Origin of the sequence: Treponema denticola, assembly GCF_024181405.1 — a bacterium.
GTDB classification, from domain to species: Bacteria; Spirochaetota; Spirochaetia; order Treponematales; family Treponemataceae; genus Treponema_B; species Treponema_B denticola_D.
Genome location: NZ_CP051302.1, coordinates 1,265,167 through 1,285,036, shown reverse-complemented (window position 1 = coordinate 1,285,036; position 19,870 = coordinate 1,265,167). Strand labels below are relative to the sequence as shown.

Below are 19,870 nucleotides of genomic sequence, written 5' to 3'. Positions count from 1 at the left end.
CTATTGACAAATTTACAATATAGTTCAAAATAGAAAGATGAATAAAAGAATAACTTGGATAAATACTATTATCTTTTTAACTCTTCTGTTGGCGGCTATTTTTTTTATGCCGCAGAGGGCTCCTGCAACATCTAATTCAGAATCCGATGCAGGTAATGCCGATGTAAATTTACGATATCTTGAATCCGTGTACAAACTTCTTCAAGAAAATTATGTAGATGAAATAGATCCTGCCGTTTTATATAAGGGGGCTATGGAAGGGATGCTTAATTCTCTTCAAGACCCTTATACCTCTTATATTTTTAAGGATACGACGGCGGGTCATGATTTGGAGGATACTACAACCGGTGTTTTTGGAGGTATAGGTGTTCATATTACAAAACCGAATGTATCTACCCCTGAGCGTCCTGCCTATGTTGAAGTTGCAAGCCCTATTGAGGGGACTCCGGGTTGGAAGGCCGGACTTCAACCGGGAGACTATATTATCGAAATCGACGGAGTAAAAACCGAAGAGATTACCCAGGAGGATGTTTTAAATATGCTTCGGGGGAAAGAAGGTACTCAGGTTACAATAAAAGTTCTTAGAGGAAAAAACCTAAAGTTTGATCTTACACTGACACGAGCAATAATTGAAGTTCCTACCATAAAGTATACAAAAATCGGAAAGGATATTGCCTATATCCGTTTAATAGAGTTTAATCCTAATTCGGCAAAACGAATAACCGAGGCTATAGAAAAATTACAAGAAGAAGGCTGTACAAAGCTGATCTTTGATTTAAAGAATAATCCCGGAGGTTTGATTACAAGCTCTATTGATGTAGCGAGTATCTTTTTAGAATCGGGTGTTGTGGTTTCGACAAAGGGAAGAGCCCGCAACACAAGCGAAACTTATAATGTCCGCCGATTCGTAAAAAAACTTCCTAAAGATATGCCCATAGTTGTTCTCATAAATGAAGGTTCTGCAAGCGCTTCCGAAATTGTGGCAGGTGCCTTAAAGGATCATAAGAGAGCCTATCTTGTAGGAACCCGCTCTTACGGCAAGGGCTTGGTGCAAAGCGTTGTTCATTTGAGCGAAAAGGAGCTTGTGAAGCTTACCATAGCAAGATACTATTCTCCTAGCGGGGCAAATATAAATAAGCAGGGAATCCTTCCCGACTTGGAAGTTAAAAGGCCTAGTTTTACACCCGATGAAGAAAAGAGCGTGCTTGAGCTTTTAAAGACTTCTAAGATTGCAAACTTTACAAGGGGCAAGCCTTCTATTTCAAAAAATGAAATGGTAGATTTTTCTAAAAAGCTTGGTAAAGAATACAATGTAAGACATGAGCTGATTTTAAGTCTTGTAAAAGTTGAATACTACCGCTCTCACGAAAGTCCCGTTATAGATGAAGATGATGAGCAGCTGCAGGCAGCAATAAATCTTTTAAGAACAAAGGATGTAAATGCTCTTTGTAAAACTACGAAGACTCTTTTTGAGATGCAGGAGGAAGAAAAAGCTCGAACTGAAGAAAAGGCAAAAACCGAAGATAAAAAATAATGAAGCAGCTGATTGTTTCCGCAGGGCCGGATAAGGATATAATCCGGCTCGATAAAAAAGATTATAACTATCTTGTTTCCGTGCGGAGAATTAAAGAAGGGCAGGTTTTAAAGATTTCTTTAAATGGAGTTAAGCCTGCCTCGGCTGAAGTTTTTAAAATTAATACCGAAAAAAAATATATAGAGCTTAGGCTCTTAAAGGAAGAATTTGCCTTTGATGCGGAACCTTATAAACCCCGTGCAGAAATTATTTTAATGCAATGGCTTATAAAGGGGAATCACATGGATATTGCAGTGAGGCAGGCTGCAGAAGCCGGCTGTTCGCTTATTGTTCCTGTTTTGGGAGAATTCTCTGTTGTAAAAAAAGAAAACATAAATCAAACCGAAAGGTGCGAGCGTATTATCAGAGAGGCAAGACAGCAGTCAGGTTCCGTTGTAAATACTAAAATTCTTCCTGCCCAAGAATTGAAAGCGGCTTTGGATTCGGTTTTGGACTATACGGCGAACAGGAAAACCGCTTTTATAATGCTGAGTGAAAAAAAGGTAGGCTCGTTTAGTTTTTTTGACTGCTTATCGGCCGAGACCGAGGTGATAGTGCTTGCTATAGGCTGCGAGGGCGGCATAGGTTCTAAAGAAATTGAATTTTTAAAAGAACATAAATTTGAAGAAGTGCATTTTAATACAAATGTGCTCCGTGCCGAAACGGCTGCAATTTATTCGATTGCGGCCGCTCAGGTTATAATGGAGGAAAAAGGTGGCTGTAAAAAGAATTAATTTTTTAAATGTTCCGCTTGATGTTTTACATGAAGAAGATATAGAAGAAACCGTGATGTCTCTTTTAAATAAAGAAGGGCCGCAGCAGATTATCTTTATGACTATCTGGGATGTTCTTAGAGCACGCCGCAACGGAGAGTTTAGAAATATGGTTAAAGAAGCGGCTCTTTGTTTGCCTGTTTCAAAAAGCCTGATACGCGGTGCCCGTTTTTTAAAAAAAGATGTCCCCGTAAGAAGACAGCAGTTTTCGGTAGTTATAGATTTTCTAAACGTAATAGATTCCCACTATAAGAGCCTCTATCTTTTCGGAGGCCGGCAGGAAAGTCTTCTCGTCGCCGAAAAAAACGTTAGAAGCACATTTCCCGGGCTGCGCTTGGTTGGCCGCTTTGCCGGTTACTATCATAAATCGATGGAGCCCCATATTATTTCGGCTATTTCAAAAGCAGCTCCTTCCGTAGTCATTATAGGAAAGGGAGTCCCCGGCGGAAGAAAATGGATTTACCGCAACAAGGAGCATTTTAATTCCGGAATCTTTATCCGCTATGCAAACCTAATCGATATTTTTTCCAAATTTAAAAAACGCCCCTCCGAAAAACTTTTTAATTCCGGATGGGATTTTATAATTCCCGTGCTTAAAAATCCTTTTAGAATATTTACTTTTTTCGGTTATATTTGGTATAATATTTTGCTCTTATTTTATAGACTGTTTAGAAAAGGGTAAACTTTATGGAAAACTTTTTAATGAGTGTATCGATGTTTTTTTATAGGGTGCAGGATAAGGTCAGCATGACTATGTCTTTTTTTGTCATGGCTGCATGTATCATCGGCATTGTTCTTGTGCTCTTTTTTGCAAGTACAAAATTAAGAAAAATAAATGCTGTGCTTGCAATAGTATTGTCAACAGCTTTATCCTGTATTCTAATGATTCCGCTTATGACGGCATTTAATTCTTTTGTAAATAAAAAGGTAGTTAACGAGGTAACTGACAGCCAGCTTGCCGAAATTGAGGCACGCAAAGCTCAGATAAAACTTCTTGCAGCAAATCAAGAATTAAAAGAAAAGGAAAAAGAAATTCTTGACAATAAAATAAACATGCAAAAGCAGTCAATCGAAATAAGCGGTTTAGAAGACAGTTTAAGAGTTTTACAAAATACTCAATTGAATATGCAGAGTTTTAAGGAAATATTGGAACTCGGATTATTGGAAGCGAATTTAAAACAGACTACCTTATATCGAAAAAATTTAAGCGGTATTTCGACCGGAATGGGTTTAAAGGCCGATCAATACTATGATGAAGGGCTTGTTATTTTAAGCCACGATATCGATGCAAAATTCGGTGTCGATTTAAAAAAAATTAAAATTACCGTATCAAAGGATTTTCCGAATATTCTTTGGATAAAGGATATTCAGCCTAAATTTTTAGGAGCAAGTAAAAACAAGCATGTAAAAGAAGTTGCCGAAATAAGGCGGGTTGATATAAAAAACAATATTAAAACCTATAATATCTTAAACGGCCAATCCGAGGTAAAAAAGGCAAATCAATATGCAGATCTATGTGAACAAGAATACCAAACCCGTTTAAGTCAGGGCCTTGAAACGAATTTTATGAATGATGCCGTTTTAAAACTGGCCGAAAATTTTATAAAACTTATTTTAAGCCCTTTAAAAAAAGAAATCAGGTTCGATTCCGGTCTTGGCGGAGATACTATGTCATTGGAAGACTATATCGAAACCGAATTAAAAGAAATCCAAGCAAAACGCTTAGAGCTTGAAGATAGCAATAAAACCCTTGATGCCGAGACTAAAACAAAAGAAAAAGAACTTGAAAATTTAAAATCGAAGATAGGTGACTGAAACCTAGGGATCGGCGAAACTTTGTAATTATTGAGAACAGCTAGATTATGCCTTGACATATGCTTTTTAAGGAGGTAAAATACAATCAAGGGTAGAGCATGACAGAATCTTCAGGCCGTTTCGAATGGGATAACGAAAAAAACAATATAAATATAAAAAAGTACGGTATTGATTTTGCGGAAATTTTACCTGTTTTTGATGATCCGTATTTTTACGAAATATATGATATAAATCATTCTGTCGAAGAAGAACGCTTTGTGGGAATTGGTACAGTTGACGGAATTCTTGTAGTTGTTGTATGTTATACCGAACGCGGTAAAATACGGCTTATTTCAGCTCGTAGAGCAACAAGATTGGAAAAAGAGGTGTATTATGAAAAAAGAAAAACTATTAACGGCTGAGCGGATTGCAGAAATAACGGCACATGAAATTGATTTATCGGATATACCTGAAATCACAAAAGAACAATGGGAAAAAGGTCATTTTAAAAATCAATCGGCTTTATCGGTTTCAATAGATATTGATAATGCTTCATGGTTAAAAAAAATAGGAAGCTCTGCAAACGAATATACGGTAAACAGAATTTTGAGATGGGCCAGACAAAACGGCTATCCGGTTGCAGCACAGGGCTGAAATTCGGGTATACTTTACAATTTCTACTTTTTTTCTTAAAATAAGGCTGATATTAAATCTAAACTTAGGAAGACCTTATGAGCGACCTTATTCACGGCTTTGAAATTATAAGCAAAAATCCCTTACCCGAATTTAATGCTGTAGGCGTTTATGCGAGACATAAAAAGACGGGGCTTGAACTTTATCATATTTTAAACGATGACGATGAAAATCTTTTTTCATATAATTTTATGACGAGTTCTCCCAATTCGACGGGGGTGGCTCATATTATCGAGCACACGGTTTTATGCGGCTCTAAAAACTACCCGCTTAAAGACCCCTTTATGGTTTTGGCAAAGCAGAGCGTTAATACCTTTTTAAATGCCATGACCTATCCCGATAAGACAGTCTATCCCGCAAGCTCCTTGGTTGAGGCCGATTATTTTAACCTAATGTCGGTTTACGGGGATGCTGTCTTCTTTCCCAACCTTGACGAATGGGCTTTTAAGCAGGAAGGACATCGCTTTGAGCTGGACGAAAACGGAAATATGAGCGTTCAGGGAGTTGTCTTAAACGAGATGAGGGCTAATTATTCCGACTTTGACGGGGTAATGTATGATTGGGTAGCAGCTTCTATTTGTCAGGGAAGCATCTATGCCAAGGATTCGGGCGGCTCTCCCTTGGAGATTCCCGATTTAACTTATGAAGAATACAAGACCTTTCACAAAAAATATTATCATCCCGTAAACTGTCGAATTTTTTTAATGGGAAATATTCCGACCGAAAAGCAGATGAAATTTTTAGAAGAAAAATTTCTTTCTAAATTTGAAGCTGCCGAAAAGCCTCCCTTTGTGCCGCCGATTGAGCCCTATGCCGAGCCCCGTTTCTTTTCGGTACCTGCCCCCGCCGGCGGCCCTGCTCCGGCAGGTGATACTGCTTCCGCCGAGGAGATGACTAAGGATTCCGTAATGCTTAACTGGCTTCTCCCCGAAACTTCGGATACCGAAAAACTTATGCAGGCCTATCTTATAGGAGAGGTTTTAATCGGGCACAGCGGAGCCTGCTTAAATAAGGTCTTATTGGAATCGGGAATAGGGGAAGACCTTTATCCTTATAACGGCATAGGAAAAAGCCTTAGAAACATTACCCTAACAATAGGAATGAAGGGAATTAAAAAGGGAACGCATGAGGATTTTAAAAAGCTGATTCTTAATGCTCTTGAAGAGCTTGTAAAAAAAGGAATCGACCCTAAGGAGATTGAAACGGCCGTTCATTCTATAGATTTTAGCAATAGAGAAATAAGAAGAAACTACGGGCCCTTCGGCATTAACCTGATGGAGCGTGCTATGGCAGGCTGGACATACGGGGTAAGTCCCGAAAAAACTCTTCAATACACTCCTGTTTTTGAAAAGGTAAAAAAAGACCTTGCCTCAGATAAAAGATACATCGAAAAACTGATTGAAAAGTATTTAATAAAGAATAAACATCATGCTCTTGTAAGAGTTTACCCCGATGCGGATTTTTGCAAACGCTTGGACGAAAGTCTGGAAAAAAGGGCTGAAAATTTTAATGCAGGTTTAACTGAGGATGCTCGCAGGGCAATGCTCAAAGAGCAGGAGAGGATGAACGAGTTTAAACAAAAAAGCGATTCCCCTGAAATGCTCGCCCTTATTCCCCATCTTTCAAAGAAAGACCTGCCTCCTCTTCCGCCTCCGATAGATGAAGAAATAGCCTTTATCGGAAATGTTCCCCTTGTTATGCATGAGCAGCCTACAAATGGGATAGGTTATTTTCAATTGGCTTTTCCTGTAGACGGTTTAAGCGAAGAAGATTATAAATATCTGCCCCTTCTTTCAAGTTGTCTTACGGGAATGGGAACCGAAAACCTTGTATGGAGCGAGGTTTCTTCCAGGCTTGCAAATTTACTTGGAAGCTTTTCGGCAAGTGCCGGTGTTTTTACGGCAAACAAGAATCTTTCTTTATGTAAAAATGCGGATAAGATAAGGCTCTCCGATATAGCCGGAAGGGATTGGCTTTTTGTTTCAGGGAAGATACTCGGCGAATTGATTCCTGAAGCTGTCTGCTTTGTTTTGCAGTTTTTAAACGAAATTTCTTTTGACGATAAAAAACGCTTAAACGATTTGGTAACCCAGAGGAAAAACGATTTTGAAAGCCTCCTCGCCCTTGACGGAAACAGCCTCGCTCTTCTTAGGGCTAGTGCACCCCTGTCCGAAAAAAATGCACGGAGAGAGATGCTTTCGGGATTAAGTCAGCTTAAATTTTTGAGGGAGCTTTATTTAAAAGTTAAGGAAGATAATTCTAAAAAAGCCGACTCTGAAAGCGCTGATTCCGAATTGAATAAATTATCAAACAAATTGAGTGCCGTATATAAATCGATTATAAAATCAGGTTTGATTATTGAAGTTACCGGTACAAAAGAAAATCTGGCCGCTTTAAAAACTGCCTTTGAAAAAAACTTAAGAGGTTTTAAGGCTCCCGATAAAACCGATAAGATTGTCTTTGAAAATCCATTTAAATTTAAGCCTTCCGAAAAAAAGAGGTTGGAACTTATTCCGGCTTCTCTTCAAGTAGGTTTTGCAGTTTCGGTTTTTAAGGCTGCAGCTTTCGGTTCAAAGGAGCAAGCCTCACAGTTAATCCTGTGTAAATGGCTTTCAAGTGGCCCGATGTGGGAAAAGATAAGAAGCATAGGAGGAGCCTACGGTGCCTTTACCGTTCCTATGTCCTTGGAAGAACTTTTAGCCTTTGTTTCCTACAGGGATCCGAACCCGATAAATTCTCTTTCCGAATTTTTAAACTCAATAGACGAGACATTTACCCAAGACTTTTCGGAAGAGATGATAGAAAAGCTTATTACGGGAAGATACAGCAAGGAGATCATTCCTATGACTCCTGCAGGACGAGGGGCGGCAGCCTTTAGGGATCTTCTTTCGGGTATTTCATATTCCGAAAAAAAAGAAGTTGTTGAAAAGATGTTGGAAACTACGGCTGAGGACTTGCGTAATTGTGCAAAAAAATTATCGGTTCAACGGGATTCCCTTTCTTCCGTAGTCTTGGCTTCCGATTCGGCTCTTGCCCAAAAAGAAACTATAAAAGAACTTTATCCCGAGCCCCTTCTTTCGGAGAGGGTTTGAGAAAGTCTAAACAGGGCTTTAAGGAATTTTAAATGGGTATTTTAAAAGCAGCTTCAGGCAAAAAAAATCTCCGCCCCTGCGTTATCGGGATTGATCCTGGCTTGGCAAATACGGGCTATGGAATTATAAGTTTTTCAAATAACCGCTTTGAGTGTATAGAATACGGCTCAATAAGTACCGAGCCCCATTTAGTCCAAGGGGAAAGGCTTTTAAAAATTTTCGATAGGGTTTCGGCTCTTATTGAAAAATACAGGCCTAAGGAGGCCGGAATCGAAACCTTATATTTTGCAAAAAATGCAACGAGTGCAATGTCCGTTTCGGAAGCCCGCGGCGTAGTTCTTTTGGCTCTGGCTCAAGGGCGGGTGAGGGTAGGAGAGTATGCTCCCAATTCCATTAAAAAAGCCGTAACGGGTATTGCTCAAGCCGAAAAAAGGCAGATACAGGAAGCCGTAAAATTGATTTTAGGTCTAAAGGAAATTCCTAGACCTGACCATGCGGCCGATGCCTTGGCTGCTGCCATTACAAAAATAAATTTAGGAGATGTAGGGGAGGTACGGGCTTATGTTTAACAGCATTTCAGGAATTTTAAGCGGTAAAACAACCGATTCCGTCTATGTTGAAAATTCAGGTATTGAGTGGGAAATCTTTGTTTCGGCCTTGGCCCTCGATGCCTTAGGCACTGTCGGAAAAGAGGTAAAGGTTTATACATGGCTTTATCACAGGGAAGATCAGATGAGGCTTTTCGGTTTTCCCAATCAGGCAGAACGCTCCTTGTTTTTGGATCTTACAAAGGTTGAGGGGGTAGGGCCCCGTCAAGCCTTAAAGATAATGTCGGGGCTTAATTCCTCTTCCCTTGAAAAAGCCTTGGAGGAGGGCGACATTGACACCCTTCAAAAAGCTCCCGGAGTAGGCAAAAAGACTGCCCAAAAAATGATTCTTGTCCTAAAAGGAAAACTTACCAATCTAAACGAGGTTTCCTCAAAGGGGCAGGCTTCCGTTTCTTGCGAATATGAAGACATCGTTACAGCCTTAACCGAAATGGGCTTTGAAAGAAAATCCGTAATCGTCCAAGTCGAAAAAATAGCCGAAGAAATGAAGGCCGCAGGTTCCGATCCTCTTAAAAACGAAGAAGAACTTTTTAGACGCTCAATCGTAGCTTTGAGCTGAAAAAGACAATAGTTTTATAGTGTTGCTATGGCTTTCAAAATCCTTTAATATATGGTATAATAAAATTATCTAAGGGGGCGTTATGAGTACGGCAAACAGAAAATACAAGGACTCAGTCTTTGTCGATCTTTTCAGTGAAGACGAAAAGGCTAAAGAGAATTTTTTGTCTCTTTATAATGCCTTGCACGGCACAAATCTACAACTGTCTTGCCCTGTAGAAAATATAAGGCTTGACAATGTTATGTATATGAACATAATAAACGATGTTTCCTGCCTTGTCGACAATAAGATTATTGTTCTTGCCGAACACCAATCCACTATAAACGAGAATATGCCTTTGCGTTTTTTAGAATACATAGCAAGGCTCTATGAAAAGTTGCAAGCTCCGACCGATAGATATTTAAGAAAGCTGTCTAAAATACCTACGCCGGAATTCTATGTTTTCTATAACGGCAAGGAAGATTACCCTGAAACTACAGTTCTAAAGTTATCTGATGCGTTTATAATAAAACCGGAAAAAGTGCCGCTGGAGCTTACAGTGCAAGTTTTAAACATTAACACTGATAAGGCAAACAAAATCCTAACAGTGTGCAAGCCGCTTGAAGAATACAGCCTCTTTGTTGAAGAGGTAAGAAAGCAAACACAACTAGACCCGGAAAACGGCTTTACCAATGCGGTAAAGATATGTATAGAAAAAGACATCTTAAAAGAATATTTACAGAGAAAATCACGGGAGGTAATCAATATGTTAGTAGCCGAATACGATTATGATACGGATATTGCAGTACAAAGAGAAGAAAGTCTAAGGATTGGCATACAACAAGGAATACAGCAAGGAATACAACGAGGAATACAGCAAGGTTTCTCCGATGGGGCATACCAAAAAGCCATCGAAACAGCAAAGAATTTGTTCCGCTTAGGACTGTCAATTGAGAATATAGCAGAAGCTACAGGCCTTACCAAAGAGGAAATCGAAAGCATTTGAAACCACCGCCATCCGTGCGACGCAGTAGATACCCGTATATTTGTAAAAGAGGAGGTAATCAATAGTGTTAGTAGCCGAATATGATTATAAAACAGATATAGCTGTACAGCGTGAAATAGCCTTTGCTGAAGGAATTGAGAACCTCTAAAAATTCAGCTTTTTAGAGGTTCTTTAATACGAACAAAGTTTTAAACAAAAGCGAAGTGTAACCACAGCACAGCTTCGAACGAAAAGCAATATACGGTTTAATCCTTAAACCTGATTCTTACCGAACCTATTCCGCCTTTGACGGTAATTGAGTTTTGGGCGATTGAACCGCTTTTTTGCCTATCGGCTAAAAAGGTTTTTGATTTTTTACCGTTTATTATAACCTCTCCTAAACCTGCACTTACATCAAAATCATAATCTTTTTCGGAACCATTTATTTTAAGATCTACTTCGCCTATTCCTCCCTTGACTGAAGTCTTACCCAGGGCCGTACCCGAAAAGCTAAATGAGCCGACACCGGATTTTATATCCATATTGGTTACTGTCGAATCCTTAAAGCTTACTTCGCCGACTCCGGCTTTGATTTCGGCATCCTTTGAAATCTTTGCATCATAAATATTTACTTCTCCGACTCCTGCTGAAAGATTAAATTTTTCTACATTGATATCGTGAATATCGAGTTCTCCGACCCCGCTCTTTATTTCAAAATTATTAAATACGATATTCCGCGGCAGGCTGATATATATTTTAGGCGAATTGTTTTTAAAATTAAAACCAAGATTCTTAAAAAACTTTGAAGGAGTGTTGTCTTCAAAACTGATTGTGTCTCCTTTTTTTTCTACATCGAAATACTTGGGATTAATCCGTTGAATTTTATATGAGGCTTCATCCGCGCGATCGCTTATTTCTATTCTTACCTCTCCGACTTCTGCCTTAAGAAAAAAATTCTTAATTCCATCCAAGCTGATTGTTTCATCTTTTTCGTATTCATCTCCAAAATACTCGTCCATATCATCCTCCCAAGATTCTATATTTTCTGCCATATCTTCTATGCCGTCTTCCATACTCTTGCCCGCCGACATAATTTTATTATATGCTCTGTCAATAAAATTCCGTTCACGAATTCTACGCTTAGATCTATAAAAAAATCTTCCGCCTAAACTATAACCTATGCCGACAAGCATAAGTCCCAAAAGAATAATTAAAATTGTCTTTCCTATTTTTTTCATATAAATCCCCTTAACGATATTTTGTGTGAACCGTTTATCGGTTATCTTAATAATTTAATAATCGCAAGTATTATTAAAGTCGGAATACCCAGAACGATTGCACCTGCAAATAAAACCGGTATCAGCCAAAAGACCAGTTTAAAAGCAAGAGCTAAAATTCCCCCTACAATCCCGAAGACTGCAGCAATAATCCCGAAAACAAAAACAATAATTAAAAAAGCAATTAACATTTTTCCCTCCATAAAGTATGTTTTGTGCTTTGCACAAAACTCGAAGATAAACATGAAGGCTTGTATTTCAAGCCGGAATGTTTATCGCCCCTCCATAAATTAAATTTTTTTTACCAGCTGCGATATTTTTCTTATAATCGCAGTAACAAAAAGGTATAAAAGTCTGGTAAAACCTATGGCTATTAAAATAGCTCCTATTAAAAGAATGCCCGTACCGAAGTCTACAAAAAGCATACCGAAAGCGAATACTGCCAATATACCGCCGCCGAAAACAAGGGCAATAGAGGCAACGCAAAGTCCTACACATAGAAGAACTATTACTACGGTAAGAATTACAGCCAGCGGTATTGCAATCGGAGCTGCAAAGATTCCGAGGATTGTAAACCATAAGGCTCTTAAACCTCCCCTTGCAGATTTTCTTGCTCCTTCGGCTTCTTTTATTGCATAGTCCGAAAGAATTTTTGAAGCAATGTGGGCAGGGCTTCTAAGCTCGTCTATGACATTTTGCTCATTTTCACTTCCTGCCTCATCAAAATATTCTTCATAGAATTTAATTGCTTCCTTTCTATCCTTATAGGGCAGATGCCGAAGCCTGTCCTCAAGCTCTTCAATGAATTCTCTTCTTTTCATTTTATTCTCCTTCCCGAGTACTTATTTTAATTTTTCCGAAAGTAGTGCTGATCTTTATATTGGTATCTGAAGTTTTACTTCCGAGGTTAAGCCTGTCTCCTCGTCCTTCAATATTTTTCCCATTTAGTTTTACACTGCCTTGTTTAGAAAAAATATTTATATCGTAATTTTCTACTTTATCAGGCAAATTAAGATCTACCGAACCTATGGCAGAATTGATTTTAGCATAACTGTGTAAATTTCCTTGGAATATTATGCTTCCTGCTCCGGTGTTTAATATGGCTTCATTAAAATCACATTTTTGGAATTTATTCGTTCCTGCCCCCGTATTGAATTTTCCTCTATCCGATTTTAATTCGTTTCCCGTTATATTTCCGGCTCCCGAATTTGCATTGATGTAGGAGCTTTCGGTTTTTATAAAGTCAATTGTTCCTGCCCCTGTCGATGCGGAAATATTACCGGCTTTTATGTTTTCGAATTTTATAGCACCTGCCGAAGAAGAAAGCTTCATAGTTTCAATATCCATATCGCTTATATTTATGGAACCTGCAGAAGTATTAAAATCTATTTTTTTGTGTAGACCGCTTTTTACCGAAAAATTCCCGCATGTTGTGTAGCCTTCAATGATTTCGACATTTACTTCTTCTATTTTTAAAGAACCCATCTGGGAATTAAATTCGAGTTTTTCAAGATGAGTATCTTTGGGAATGTTTATGAGGATTTCTCTTTTGCCTGCATTAAAAGAGGTGTTTATGTTAAAATTTTCCAAAAAGGAAACAAAGCCTTTTTTGCTGAAAAAGAAAACGGGCTTTTCCTTTATTATAAGCTTTCCGTTTTCAATCTTTGCCGAAAAATCATCATCCGCAATATTTTGAGTAGTATACTCAATTTTTTCTTCTTGAGAAGCATTTATTAAAACTTTTGCGGCTGTTATGTTTAAAATAATTTCCGAAATGCTTTCATCGGGCGAAAACTGCTGGGAGACTTGAGTGTTTTCACCCTTATATGAGGTTTTATGAAAATCTATAATCTCCTCTGCAAGTTTTTTAGGTGCTCCAAGTTCTTCAATTGCCGCTTCTTCGTTTTCGGCATCTTCAAAGTATTCTTCATAAAACTCGATAGTATTTTTTCTGTCTTCAGGTTTTAAAACCGAAAGATAAGAATTAAGTTCAGTTAAAAATTGGTCCTTTGTCATCTTTAATCTCCTAAAGGGCTGTGCCCTTAAAAATCTTGTCTATTAGTTCCTTATAGGACTTCCATTCTCCAATGTAGAGTTCATGCTGCCTTAATCCCGCAGGCGTTATTTTATAGTACTTACGGTTCCGCCCGTCGATAGGCTGGTCGTAGGTTTCCAAATATCCGCTTGTTTGCAGTCTTTTTAGAACAGGGTATAAGGTAGATTCCGATATTGGAAGAAGGCTTTTGACATCCTGCGTTAGTTTGTAGCCGTAAGAATCCGAGTCTTTTAAAAGGGCTAGAACGCAGGCTTCAAGCAAGCCCGTATTTATCGAAAAAATCATCCCGTTAACCTCCTTGCTATATCCGATATTATATAATACTATTTAGTATATTATTTATATTTATATATTATATAAAATATAATATTATGTCAAGTATAAATATGAATTTTTTTATAAAAAGTCTATAAAAAAGTTTTGACAAGTTTAGAAATTTATGTTAGTATAGGTACATAATTACTTATATGGAGTTTGATTAATGATAAATCCTTTGATCCTTTCTGTTGTTGCTATGATTGTCTTATGTTTATTCCAAGTAAATATTTTAGTCTCGATTATTATTTCTGCCGTATTGGGCGGATTTTTAGGCGGTTTGAGCCCTTCCGAGATAATGAATGCTATGGTTTTAGGAATGGGAGATAATGCCGAGATAGTACTTTCCTATGCCTTACTTGGTATTATTGCTGCTGCAATTAATGAGACCTTTCTTGTTGACTTTATTGCCTTAAAATTTTATAGGAATTTAAAAGGTAAAAAGTTTTTGCTTTTATTTTTGATAACCCTAATCGGTATTGTGTCTGAATCATTAATTCCGATACATATTTCTTGGATACCCCTGGTCCTTCCTCTCCTTTTGGTTATTATGAACAGTATGAGGCTTGACAGACGTGCCGTAGCATGCAGTTTGACTTTTTCTTTAATATGGCCGTATTTGATTTTTCCTATAGGTTTCGGTCTGGTCTTTCATACGATTATAGCTAATGCGATGGTGCAAAACGGCCTTAATTTTAAGGTAAACGATGTTTGGAAGGCTATGCTCTTACCGGCATTCTTCCTTATAGTAGGCTGGCTTGTTTCTATTTTTATTTCTTACCGTAAACCCCGTAACTATGATCAGCAAGGCTTTGAATTTGATATGGAAGTTGAAGTAAAATTTGGAAGAAAAGAATGGTTATCTCTTGCTTCGATTATTATTTTATGTGTAGTTCAGGTAATTACGGGTTCAATGGTATGGGGCTGCATAGCAAGTATAACGGTTTTGCTTGGAACAGCTACAGCAGATGTACGCCGATCAAATGAAAGAATGCACTATAGTATGAGAATTATGGGCGGTGTTGCTTTTATAATGCTTGCTGCAGGAGGTTTTTCAAAGATTATGATTGCAACTGGCAGTATAGAAACACTTGTTTCCGATACTGTTGCCGTATTCGGAACCGGTAAATTTATTATGGCTCTTTTAATGCTTTTGATAGGCTTACTCATTACGATGGGTATAGGAACCTGTTTCGGCAGTGTTCCGATAATTGCAGCCCTATATGTTCCTTTAGGAATAAAATTAGGTTTCAGTCCTCTTGCTATTGTCTGTCTTGTCGGAACAGCCGCTGCTCTGGGCGATGCCGGTTCTCCATCCTCTGATGTTACATTGGGCCCGACAAGCGGTTTGATTACAGACCGTCAGCATAATCATATTTGGGATACATGTATTCCTACATTTTTACACTTTAATATTCCATTATTGATTGGCGGCTTAATAGGTGCCTTGATCCTATAAAAATTGAATATATTTGGAGGCAAAATATGAAAAAAATAATTTTGATTGCTTTATTTTTTATGTGTATTTTGGCTATGGGCTTTTCCGAAGATCCGGTTATCGGTTTATGGAAAAGCGTTGATGAAAAAACCAATGAGGTTACCGGAGTCTGGAATATCTATGAAAAAGACGGAAAATTGTTTGGGGAAATGCTTGTTACCGTAGGACATGATCCTAAGGAGCTTGCGTCTTCCTGTAAAGAATCCTATAAAGATTTTCCGAAAGCCGGAAAGGTAAACGAAATGCCGCTCGTAGGCACGCCTTTTATTTACAATCTTGTAAAAAAAGAAGCCGGTTCATGGCATAAGGGCTATATCATTGATCCGGGTGACGGCAAGTATTACTATTGCAAAATAAAATTTCACAAGGCTGACGGTAAAAAATTTAAAACCGATACCCTTGAAATGCGCGGAGAGATCGGTCTCGGCATAGGACGCAGTCAGTATTGGCTTAGAACCGATAAGGCAGAAACCGACGAATTGATCAAAAATAATGTAGTTAAGAATTAGTATCAGCGTAATTCGGTATCGGTGATAAGGCTTTTTGCAATGGCTGTAAGGGCTTGAGCTTGAGAGAGTGGATAGGGTTCTACCGAGTTCCACTCAGGGTTTAAACAAGTTCCCGGTACAAATTGGGCTAGCCTCCATCTTGCGTTTTTAGGCAGGAGGGAGGCTATTTTGTTTATTTCGTCTTCAGATACGAGGTACGGAGCCAAAACCGTTCTATATTCTACTTCCGTTTTTTCGGTATTTGATTTTAGAATATCGAGGGTTTTTAAGAGTGCGGTTTTTGCTTTTTTTGCGGCTGAATCGGTTTTTGAGGCTAAAAGTTCCCCGTACCTTTCAGGCGAAGTCTTTACATCTATGGCTATCATATCAGGTTTAAGATTGGAAGAGCCTAAAACCTCTTCTATGCGTTCCGGAAAAAGGCCGTTTGTGTCTATTTTGACTGCAAGGTTTAAGGACTTTGCTCTTTCAATGAGCTCGAACAAGGCCGGAGACATAAAGGGTTCTCCCCCTGAAATAACAAAGCCTGAAATAAGGTTTTTCCTACTTTCTAAAAATGTATAGATTTCGCTAAGCTCATAATAATCATTGGTGTTTTCCTGATTTGCAGTAAAGGAAGAAGGAGAGGCTAGGGCGAGCTCTGCATTGTGGCAGTAGGGGCATCGCATATTACAGCCGGGTAAAAAAACCGCCGCTGCTACGCGGCGGGGAAAATTAACTAAGGTAGTTTTTTGTAAACCTGCAAGCATTAGGCTATTTGTTCTTTTTTTTCTGAAAGGTTTTCCGAACTTGAAAAATTTAAGGAGCCGCTGATGGGCAGGCAATCACAGTCGGACAGAGTTTTTCCAATCCTTTCGTTTTCGGAAGAGAACATAAGCCTATGGTTATATTCTTCCCGTTTTCCTTTGTTCCAGTTGCGGACCGATCGGTAGTAGCCTACAATTCTGGCATAAACCTCGGTTCCCGTGCCATGAACATTTTCAAGTTCTTTTTTTACCTCTTCAATTTCTGCATTGACTTTTTCAATGTTTCTCATTTTTTTCCTCCCGGCTTTCGGAATAAACCGTTATTTAGCGTTCTATTCCTTATATCGGCTATTCTAACACTATATATAGTGTTTGTCAAGTAAAAAGTTAAAAAAAATGATAATTTTTACAATTTTTTTCTCTTGATGTATATAAAAATGTGTGGTATATTAAACGAGGAGGGATAAATTATGAAAGCAATTAATGTAACACAGGCTCATACCGATCTTTTTAAAATACTTGCCTTTGTTAATGATAATTCTCAACCTCTTACACTTACAAATAGTAAGGGAAAAAATGCAGTTATCATTGGTGAAGATGATTGGAACGCTATACAGGAAACAATATATCTAAACTCTATTTCAGGTTTGCCGGAATCGCTTATTTCGGGAAAAAACGCAGCTTTGGAAGACTGCCTATCCGAAAATGAAGTTAAATGGTAGTTAATTTATATATGGCAGCTAATGTACAGAATTGTTTATGAAAAACAAGCCGTAAAGGATATTCAGAATTTAAAATCATCAGGCTTGGATATAAAAGCAAAAAAATTGATAGAAATTGTACGCAATGACCCTTTTCAAAAAAATCCTCCATTTGAAGCCCTGCTTGGAAATCTTTCCGGTTTATATTCCCGTAGAATAAATATTCATCATCGATTTGTTTATCAAGTCTATCCTGAAAAGATAGTGATTGATAATATTGAGTATGAAGGAACAGTAAAAATTATCAGAATGTGGTCGCATTATGAGAAAATAAAGTTAAACTAAACAAATCAATTGTCCTTGCAGTTTAAATTTACATAAAGGTTTAAAAATAATCTTTTTAAGACTTCCTCTTGACAAATTTTCTTCTTTTTGATATCATAATGATATCAAAAAGAAGTTTTTATAGGAGAATTTTATGAATGAAGTAGAATTAAAAGCAAAAAACGGGTTTGTGATGTTATGTCTTTTTATACTTATCGAACTTGCTGCCTTTCCGGCCTTGGTCTGCAGTATCTATTTTGCAGGTGAGGATTTAATTCCGCCTTATATAGGTATTCCCTGTATTGCGGTTCTTGTTTTAATAATAATAACGGTTTCTACCTGTTTTTTCGGTATTAAGATATTAAAACCGCAGGAAGCCCTAGTTCTAACCCTTTTTGGAAAGCACACTGGTACCCTAAAAAAGAGCGGGATGTATTTTGTTAATCCCTTTTCTATCGCTGTTAATCCTGCTGCAGAAACCGTTTTGCGCCAAAGCGGAGATGTAAACAAAAAGGTTTATGCTCAAAATGCAGGTGTTAATTTTGCATTAAACAAAAAGATTTCTTTAAAGCAGATGACCTTAAACAATAACCAGCAAAAGATAAACGATAGGCTTGGAAACCCCATCGAAATAGGCATTGCCGTAATTTGGAGGGTTGTAGATACGGCAAAGGCTGTTTTTGCAGTGGATAACTACAAAGAATTTTTATCTTTGCAATGCGATGTTGCTTTAAGAAATATAGTTAAAATCTATCCTTACGATATTGCAGAAAATGTAGATACAACAGGGGACGGTACTCCCGATGAAGGCTCGCTCAGAGGTTCTTCCGAAATTGTTGCAAACAGAATCAAAAATGAAATTCAGTCAAAGGTTAATGAGGCCGGTATAGAGATTATCGAAGCCCGCATTACCTATCTTGCCTATGCCCAAGAAATAGCTGCCACAATGCTTCAAAGGCAGCAGGCTTCTGCAATTATCGATGCCCGAAAGATGATAGTTGACGGAGCCGTAGGTATGGTCGAGATGGCCTTGGATAAGTTAAACGAAAGCGGAAAGGTGATTCTCGATGAAGAGCGAAAGGCTGCCATGGTGTCAAACCTTCTTGTAGTCCTTTGCGGAAATAAGGATGCTCAGCCCATAGTAAATTCGGGTTCTTTATATTGATGGAAAAGGATGAGAAAAAACAGATACCCTTACGGGTATCTGCAAAACTATATCAGGATCTTGCTTCTTGGGCTGAAGACGACTTCCGTTCTATAAACGGACAGATAGAATATCTTTTAAGCTTCTGTGTTAAGCAGCGCAAAAAAACGGGTAAGTATGTAAGCGATGAAATAGATGAAGAGCCGGATCTGGGAGAGATTAAATAAAATTTTCTTAAACCGTATTGACAAAAGTTAGAATTTATGTAGACTATCTAGCTAGATAACTCGTTATACCATTTGCGGTTAAATTAAATAAAATGACTATTTACCGCCTCAAACATGACTTTTGTCACTGGTAAAGCGGGTAAAAAATATGTAAACTTACAGAAATGTAAGGCAGAAAGTTAAAATGTAAGCTATAGTAAATGCTTGTTTTAATTTTTTATAATATAATATGTACAACTTTTTTGGAGGTTTTGTATGAATATTGTACAAGTTAAAAACTTAAAGAAGACCTATCCGTTGGGAAAGGTTTTAGTTGAAGCCGTAAAAGGCATCGATTTCGCCATTGAGCAAGGCGAATTCGTTTCTATTTCAGGGCCTTCGGGTTCCGGCAAATCAACCATTCTTAATATGATAGGTTTAATAGATACGCCCTCGGGCGGGGAGCTCATCATAAACAATGAAAGTATTTATAAGGAATCGGATTTTGCTTCTCTTTTAAAAAAACAGAACAAAAAGGTTAAGGTTCCCAACAAACTGGATAAAAAAATGACCGTACTCCGCCACGAGTATTTAGGTTTTATTTTTCAATCCTTTAACCTTGTTCCGGTTTTAAATGTATACGAAAATATAGAATTTCCTCTTTTATTTGGAAAGGCAAAAGAGAGTAAAGCAAATCAAAAAGAGTGGATTAACTATTTAATCGATAAGGTCGGTTTGAGCGAATGGAAGAACCATAAGTCTAACGAGCTTTCAGGAGGTCAAAGGCAGAGGGTTGCCATCGCAAGAGCCTTAGCTACTAAACCTCAAATAGTTTTAGCCGATGAGCCTACTGCAAACCTTGACTCAAAGACAGGTATTCAAATTTTGGAGCTTATGAAAGAGGTAAACAGGGAACTTAAAACAACCTTTATCTTTTCGACACATGACGCAAAGATCGTAGATATGACCAACCACCGCATTAAGATTTTGGACGGTCAAATCCTTGAAGATGTAAAGGCTTCAGCTTAAACTTAGGAAAAT

Annotated in this window: 24 protein-coding genes; 17 read left to right on the top strand and 7 right to left on the bottom strand. The window is 38.0% G+C overall.

What is annotated here, in order from left to right:
* Positions 1–37 precede the first annotated feature (37 nt).
* The 10 genes from HGJ18_RS06225 to HGJ18_RS06180 all read left to right on the top strand — a co-directional run bounded on the left by HGJ18_RS06225 (position 38) and on the right by HGJ18_RS06180 (position 10,077).
* A complete protein-coding gene (locus tag HGJ18_RS06225) occupies positions 38–1,534 on the top strand; it encodes a S41 family peptidase (protein WP_253698219.1) in 1,497 nt (498 codons plus the stop codon).
* The gene (locus HGJ18_RS06220; protein ID WP_253698218.1) at positions 1,534–2,307 is read left to right on the top strand and encodes a 16S rRNA (uracil(1498)-N(3))-methyltransferase; all 774 of its coding nucleotides are present in this window, start codon (positions 1,534–1,536) and stop codon (positions 2,305–2,307) included. The genes HGJ18_RS06225 and HGJ18_RS06220 overlap by 1 nt, the downstream gene beginning before the upstream one ends.
* Positions 2,288–3,028, top strand: a complete 741-nt coding sequence (locus tag HGJ18_RS06215; protein ID WP_002675248.1) for a WecB/TagA/CpsF family glycosyltransferase — start codon at positions 2,288–2,290, stop codon at positions 3,026–3,028. Before HGJ18_RS06220 ends, HGJ18_RS06215 begins: the two co-directional genes overlap by 20 nt.
* A 5-nt stretch (positions 3,029–3,033) precedes the next feature.
* Entirely contained in the window at positions 3,034–4,161 is a 1,128-nt protein-coding gene (locus tag HGJ18_RS06210) for a hypothetical protein (protein WP_253698217.1), read from the top strand.
* 98 nt (positions 4,162–4,259) lie between these two features.
* Positions 4,260–4,562 (top strand): BrnT family toxin, encoded by a 303-nt coding sequence (locus HGJ18_RS06205; RefSeq protein ID WP_253698216.1) that lies wholly within the window; start codon positions 4,260–4,262, stop codon positions 4,560–4,562.
* Complete coding sequence (locus HGJ18_RS06200; RefSeq protein WP_253698215.1) at positions 4,534–4,794, top strand: hypothetical protein; 261 nt, start codon at positions 4,534–4,536, stop codon at positions 4,792–4,794. The genes HGJ18_RS06205 and HGJ18_RS06200 overlap by 29 nt, the downstream gene beginning before the upstream one ends.
* Before the next feature lie 77 nt (positions 4,795–4,871).
* On the top strand, positions 4,872–7,925 hold the full coding sequence (locus HGJ18_RS06195; protein ID WP_253698214.1) for an insulinase family protein: 3,054 nt from the start codon (positions 4,872–4,874) through the stop codon (positions 7,923–7,925).
* 32 nt (positions 7,926–7,957) lie between these two features.
* A complete protein-coding gene (gene ruvC, locus HGJ18_RS06190) occupies positions 7,958–8,494 on the top strand; it encodes a crossover junction endodeoxyribonuclease RuvC (RefSeq protein WP_253698212.1) in 537 nt (178 codons plus the stop codon).
* A complete protein-coding gene (ruvA, locus tag HGJ18_RS06185) occupies positions 8,487–9,092 on the top strand; it encodes a Holliday junction branch migration protein RuvA (RefSeq protein ID WP_253698210.1) in 606 nt (201 codons plus the stop codon). The genes ruvC and ruvA overlap by 8 nt, the downstream gene beginning before the upstream one ends.
* A gap of 82 nt (positions 9,093–9,174) precedes the next feature.
* On the top strand, positions 9,175–10,077 hold the full coding sequence (locus tag HGJ18_RS06180) for an Rpn family recombination-promoting nuclease/putative transposase (protein ID WP_253698209.1): 903 nt from the start codon (positions 9,175–9,177) through the stop codon (positions 10,075–10,077).
* Between the two features lie 245 nt (positions 10,078–10,322).
* Here HGJ18_RS06180 and HGJ18_RS06175 read toward each other — a convergent pair whose 3' ends face one another.
* The 5 genes from HGJ18_RS06175 to HGJ18_RS06155 form a co-directional block, all read right to left on the bottom strand.
* Positions 10,323–11,294 carry a toast rack family protein gene (locus tag HGJ18_RS06175; protein WP_253698207.1) on the bottom strand — a complete coding sequence of 324 codons (972 nt, stop codon included), beginning with the start codon at positions 11,292–11,294 and terminating at the stop codon, positions 10,323–10,325.
* A gap of 41 nt (positions 11,295–11,335) precedes the next feature.
* Complete coding sequence (locus tag HGJ18_RS06170) at positions 11,336–11,524, bottom strand: hypothetical protein (RefSeq protein WP_253698205.1); 189 nt, start codon at positions 11,522–11,524, stop codon at positions 11,336–11,338.
* 99 nt (positions 11,525–11,623) lie between these two features.
* A complete protein-coding gene (locus HGJ18_RS06165) occupies positions 11,624–12,154 on the bottom strand; it encodes a DUF1700 domain-containing protein (protein WP_253698204.1) in 531 nt (176 codons plus the stop codon).
* Between the two features lies 1 nt (position 12,155).
* Entirely contained in the window at positions 12,156–13,349 is a 1,194-nt protein-coding gene (locus tag HGJ18_RS06160; protein ID WP_253698202.1) for a DUF4097 family beta strand repeat-containing protein, read from the bottom strand.
* 10 nt (positions 13,350–13,359) lie between these two features.
* Entirely contained in the window at positions 13,360–13,674 is a 315-nt protein-coding gene (locus tag HGJ18_RS06155; protein WP_002669619.1) for a PadR family transcriptional regulator, read from the bottom strand.
* Between the two features lie 196 nt (positions 13,675–13,870).
* Between HGJ18_RS06155 and HGJ18_RS06150 the strand changes: the two genes are divergently transcribed.
* Both HGJ18_RS06150 and HGJ18_RS06145 read left to right on the top strand, forming a co-directional pair.
* On the top strand, positions 13,871–15,163 hold the full coding sequence (locus HGJ18_RS06150) for a Na+/H+ antiporter NhaC family protein (protein ID WP_253698201.1): 1,293 nt from the start codon (positions 13,871–13,873) through the stop codon (positions 15,161–15,163).
* Positions 15,164–15,189: 26 nt separating this feature from the next.
* Positions 15,190–15,711, top strand: a complete 522-nt coding sequence (locus HGJ18_RS06145; protein ID WP_253698199.1) for a DUF2147 domain-containing protein — start codon at positions 15,190–15,192, stop codon at positions 15,709–15,711.
* A 2-nt stretch (positions 15,712–15,713) separates the two neighbouring features.
* On the opposite strand, the gene HGJ18_RS06140 is transcribed toward HGJ18_RS06145, so the two are convergent.
* On the bottom strand, positions 15,714–16,457 hold the full coding sequence (locus HGJ18_RS06140) for an anaerobic ribonucleoside-triphosphate reductase activating protein (RefSeq protein ID WP_253698198.1): 744 nt from the start codon (positions 16,455–16,457) through the stop codon (positions 15,714–15,716).
* Entirely contained in the window at positions 16,457–16,744 is a 288-nt protein-coding gene (gene nrdD, locus HGJ18_RS06135) for an anaerobic ribonucleoside-triphosphate reductase (protein WP_253698196.1), read from the bottom strand. The genes HGJ18_RS06140 and nrdD overlap by 1 nt, the downstream gene beginning before the upstream one ends.
* 180 nt (positions 16,745–16,924) lie before the next feature.
* On the opposite strand from nrdD, the gene HGJ18_RS06130 reads away from it, so the two are divergent.
* The 5 genes from HGJ18_RS06130 to HGJ18_RS06110 all read left to right on the top strand — a co-directional run bounded on the left by HGJ18_RS06130 (position 16,925) and on the right by HGJ18_RS06110 (position 19,858).
* Positions 16,925–17,176, top strand: a complete 252-nt coding sequence (locus tag HGJ18_RS06130; protein WP_253698195.1) for a type II toxin-antitoxin system Phd/YefM family antitoxin — start codon at positions 16,925–16,927, stop codon at positions 17,174–17,176.
* 21 nt (positions 17,177–17,197) lie between these two features.
* Positions 17,198–17,500, top strand: a complete 303-nt coding sequence (locus HGJ18_RS06125; RefSeq protein WP_253698194.1) for a Txe/YoeB family addiction module toxin — start codon at positions 17,198–17,200, stop codon at positions 17,498–17,500.
* Between the two features lie 133 nt (positions 17,501–17,633).
* Positions 17,634–18,644 carry an SPFH domain-containing protein gene (locus HGJ18_RS06120; protein ID WP_253698193.1) on the top strand — a complete coding sequence of 337 codons (1,011 nt, stop codon included), beginning with the start codon at positions 17,634–17,636 and terminating at the stop codon, positions 18,642–18,644.
* Complete coding sequence (locus HGJ18_RS06115) at positions 18,644–18,850, top strand: type II toxin-antitoxin system antitoxin (RefSeq protein WP_253698192.1); 207 nt, start codon at positions 18,644–18,646, stop codon at positions 18,848–18,850. The genes HGJ18_RS06120 and HGJ18_RS06115 overlap by 1 nt, the downstream gene beginning before the upstream one ends.
* Positions 18,851–19,105: 255 nt before the next feature.
* On the top strand, positions 19,106–19,858 hold the full coding sequence (locus HGJ18_RS06110; protein WP_002669611.1) for an ABC transporter ATP-binding protein: 753 nt from the start codon (positions 19,106–19,108) through the stop codon (positions 19,856–19,858).
* Positions 19,859–19,870 lie beyond the last annotated feature (12 nt).

What these genes read in the sequence shown, in the direction of transcription:
- HGJ18_RS06225 (WP_253698219.1), top strand. Translation starts at nt 38, where the DNA reads ATGAATAAAAGAATAACTTGGATAAATACTATTATCTTTTTAACTCTT.
- HGJ18_RS06220 (WP_253698218.1), top strand. Translation starts at nt 1,534, where the DNA reads ATGAAGCAGCTGATTGTTTCCGCAGGGCCGGATAAGGATATAATCCGG.
- HGJ18_RS06210 (WP_253698217.1), top strand. Translation starts at nt 3,034, where the DNA reads ATGGAAAACTTTTTAATGAGTGTATCGATGTTTTTTTATAGGGTGCAG.
- HGJ18_RS06205 (WP_253698216.1), top strand. Translation starts at nt 4,260, where the DNA reads ATGACAGAATCTTCAGGCCGTTTCGAATGGGATAACGAAAAAAACAAT.
- HGJ18_RS06200 (WP_253698215.1), top strand. Translation starts at nt 4,534, where the DNA reads ATGAAAAAAGAAAAACTATTAACGGCTGAGCGGATTGCAGAAATAACG.
- HGJ18_RS06195 (WP_253698214.1), top strand. Translation starts at nt 4,872, where the DNA reads ATGAGCGACCTTATTCACGGCTTTGAAATTATAAGCAAAAATCCCTTA.
- ruvC (WP_253698212.1), top strand. Translation starts at nt 7,958, where the DNA reads ATGGGTATTTTAAAAGCAGCTTCAGGCAAAAAAAATCTCCGCCCCTGC.
- ruvA (WP_253698210.1), top strand. Translation starts at nt 8,487, where the DNA reads ATGTTTAACAGCATTTCAGGAATTTTAAGCGGTAAAACAACCGATTCC.
- HGJ18_RS06180 (WP_253698209.1), top strand. Translation starts at nt 9,175, where the DNA reads ATGAGTACGGCAAACAGAAAATACAAGGACTCAGTCTTTGTCGATCTT.
- HGJ18_RS06175 (WP_253698207.1), bottom strand. Translation starts at nt 11,294, where the DNA reads ATGAAAAAAATAGGAAAGACAATTTTAATTATTCTTTTGGGACTTATG.
- HGJ18_RS06170 (WP_253698205.1), bottom strand. Translation starts at nt 11,524, where the DNA reads ATGTTAATTGCTTTTTTAATTATTGTTTTTGTTTTCGGGATTATTGCT.
- HGJ18_RS06165 (WP_253698204.1), bottom strand. Translation starts at nt 12,154, where the DNA reads ATGAAAAGAAGAGAATTCATTGAAGAGCTTGAGGACAGGCTTCGGCAT.
- HGJ18_RS06160 (WP_253698202.1), bottom strand. Translation starts at nt 13,349, where the DNA reads ATGACAAAGGACCAATTTTTAACTGAACTTAATTCTTATCTTTCGGTT.
- HGJ18_RS06155 (WP_002669619.1), bottom strand. Translation starts at nt 13,674, where the DNA reads ATGATTTTTTCGATAAATACGGGCTTGCTTGAAGCCTGCGTTCTAGCC.
- HGJ18_RS06150 (WP_253698201.1), top strand. Translation starts at nt 13,871, where the DNA reads ATGATAAATCCTTTGATCCTTTCTGTTGTTGCTATGATTGTCTTATGT.
- HGJ18_RS06145 (WP_253698199.1), top strand. Translation starts at nt 15,190, where the DNA reads ATGAAAAAAATAATTTTGATTGCTTTATTTTTTATGTGTATTTTGGCT.
- HGJ18_RS06140 (WP_253698198.1), bottom strand. Translation starts at nt 16,457, where the DNA reads ATGCTTGCAGGTTTACAAAAAACTACCTTAGTTAATTTTCCCCGCCGC.
- nrdD (WP_253698196.1), bottom strand. Translation starts at nt 16,744, where the DNA reads ATGAGAAACATTGAAAAAGTCAATGCAGAAATTGAAGAGGTAAAAAAA.
- HGJ18_RS06130 (WP_253698195.1), top strand. Translation starts at nt 16,925, where the DNA reads ATGAAAGCAATTAATGTAACACAGGCTCATACCGATCTTTTTAAAATA.
- HGJ18_RS06125 (WP_253698194.1), top strand. Translation starts at nt 17,198, where the DNA reads ATGTACAGAATTGTTTATGAAAAACAAGCCGTAAAGGATATTCAGAAT.
- HGJ18_RS06120 (WP_253698193.1), top strand. Translation starts at nt 17,634, where the DNA reads ATGAATGAAGTAGAATTAAAAGCAAAAAACGGGTTTGTGATGTTATGT.
- HGJ18_RS06115 (WP_253698192.1), top strand. Translation starts at nt 18,644, where the DNA reads ATGGAAAAGGATGAGAAAAAACAGATACCCTTACGGGTATCTGCAAAA.
- HGJ18_RS06110 (WP_002669611.1), top strand. Translation starts at nt 19,106, where the DNA reads ATGAATATTGTACAAGTTAAAAACTTAAAGAAGACCTATCCGTTGGGA.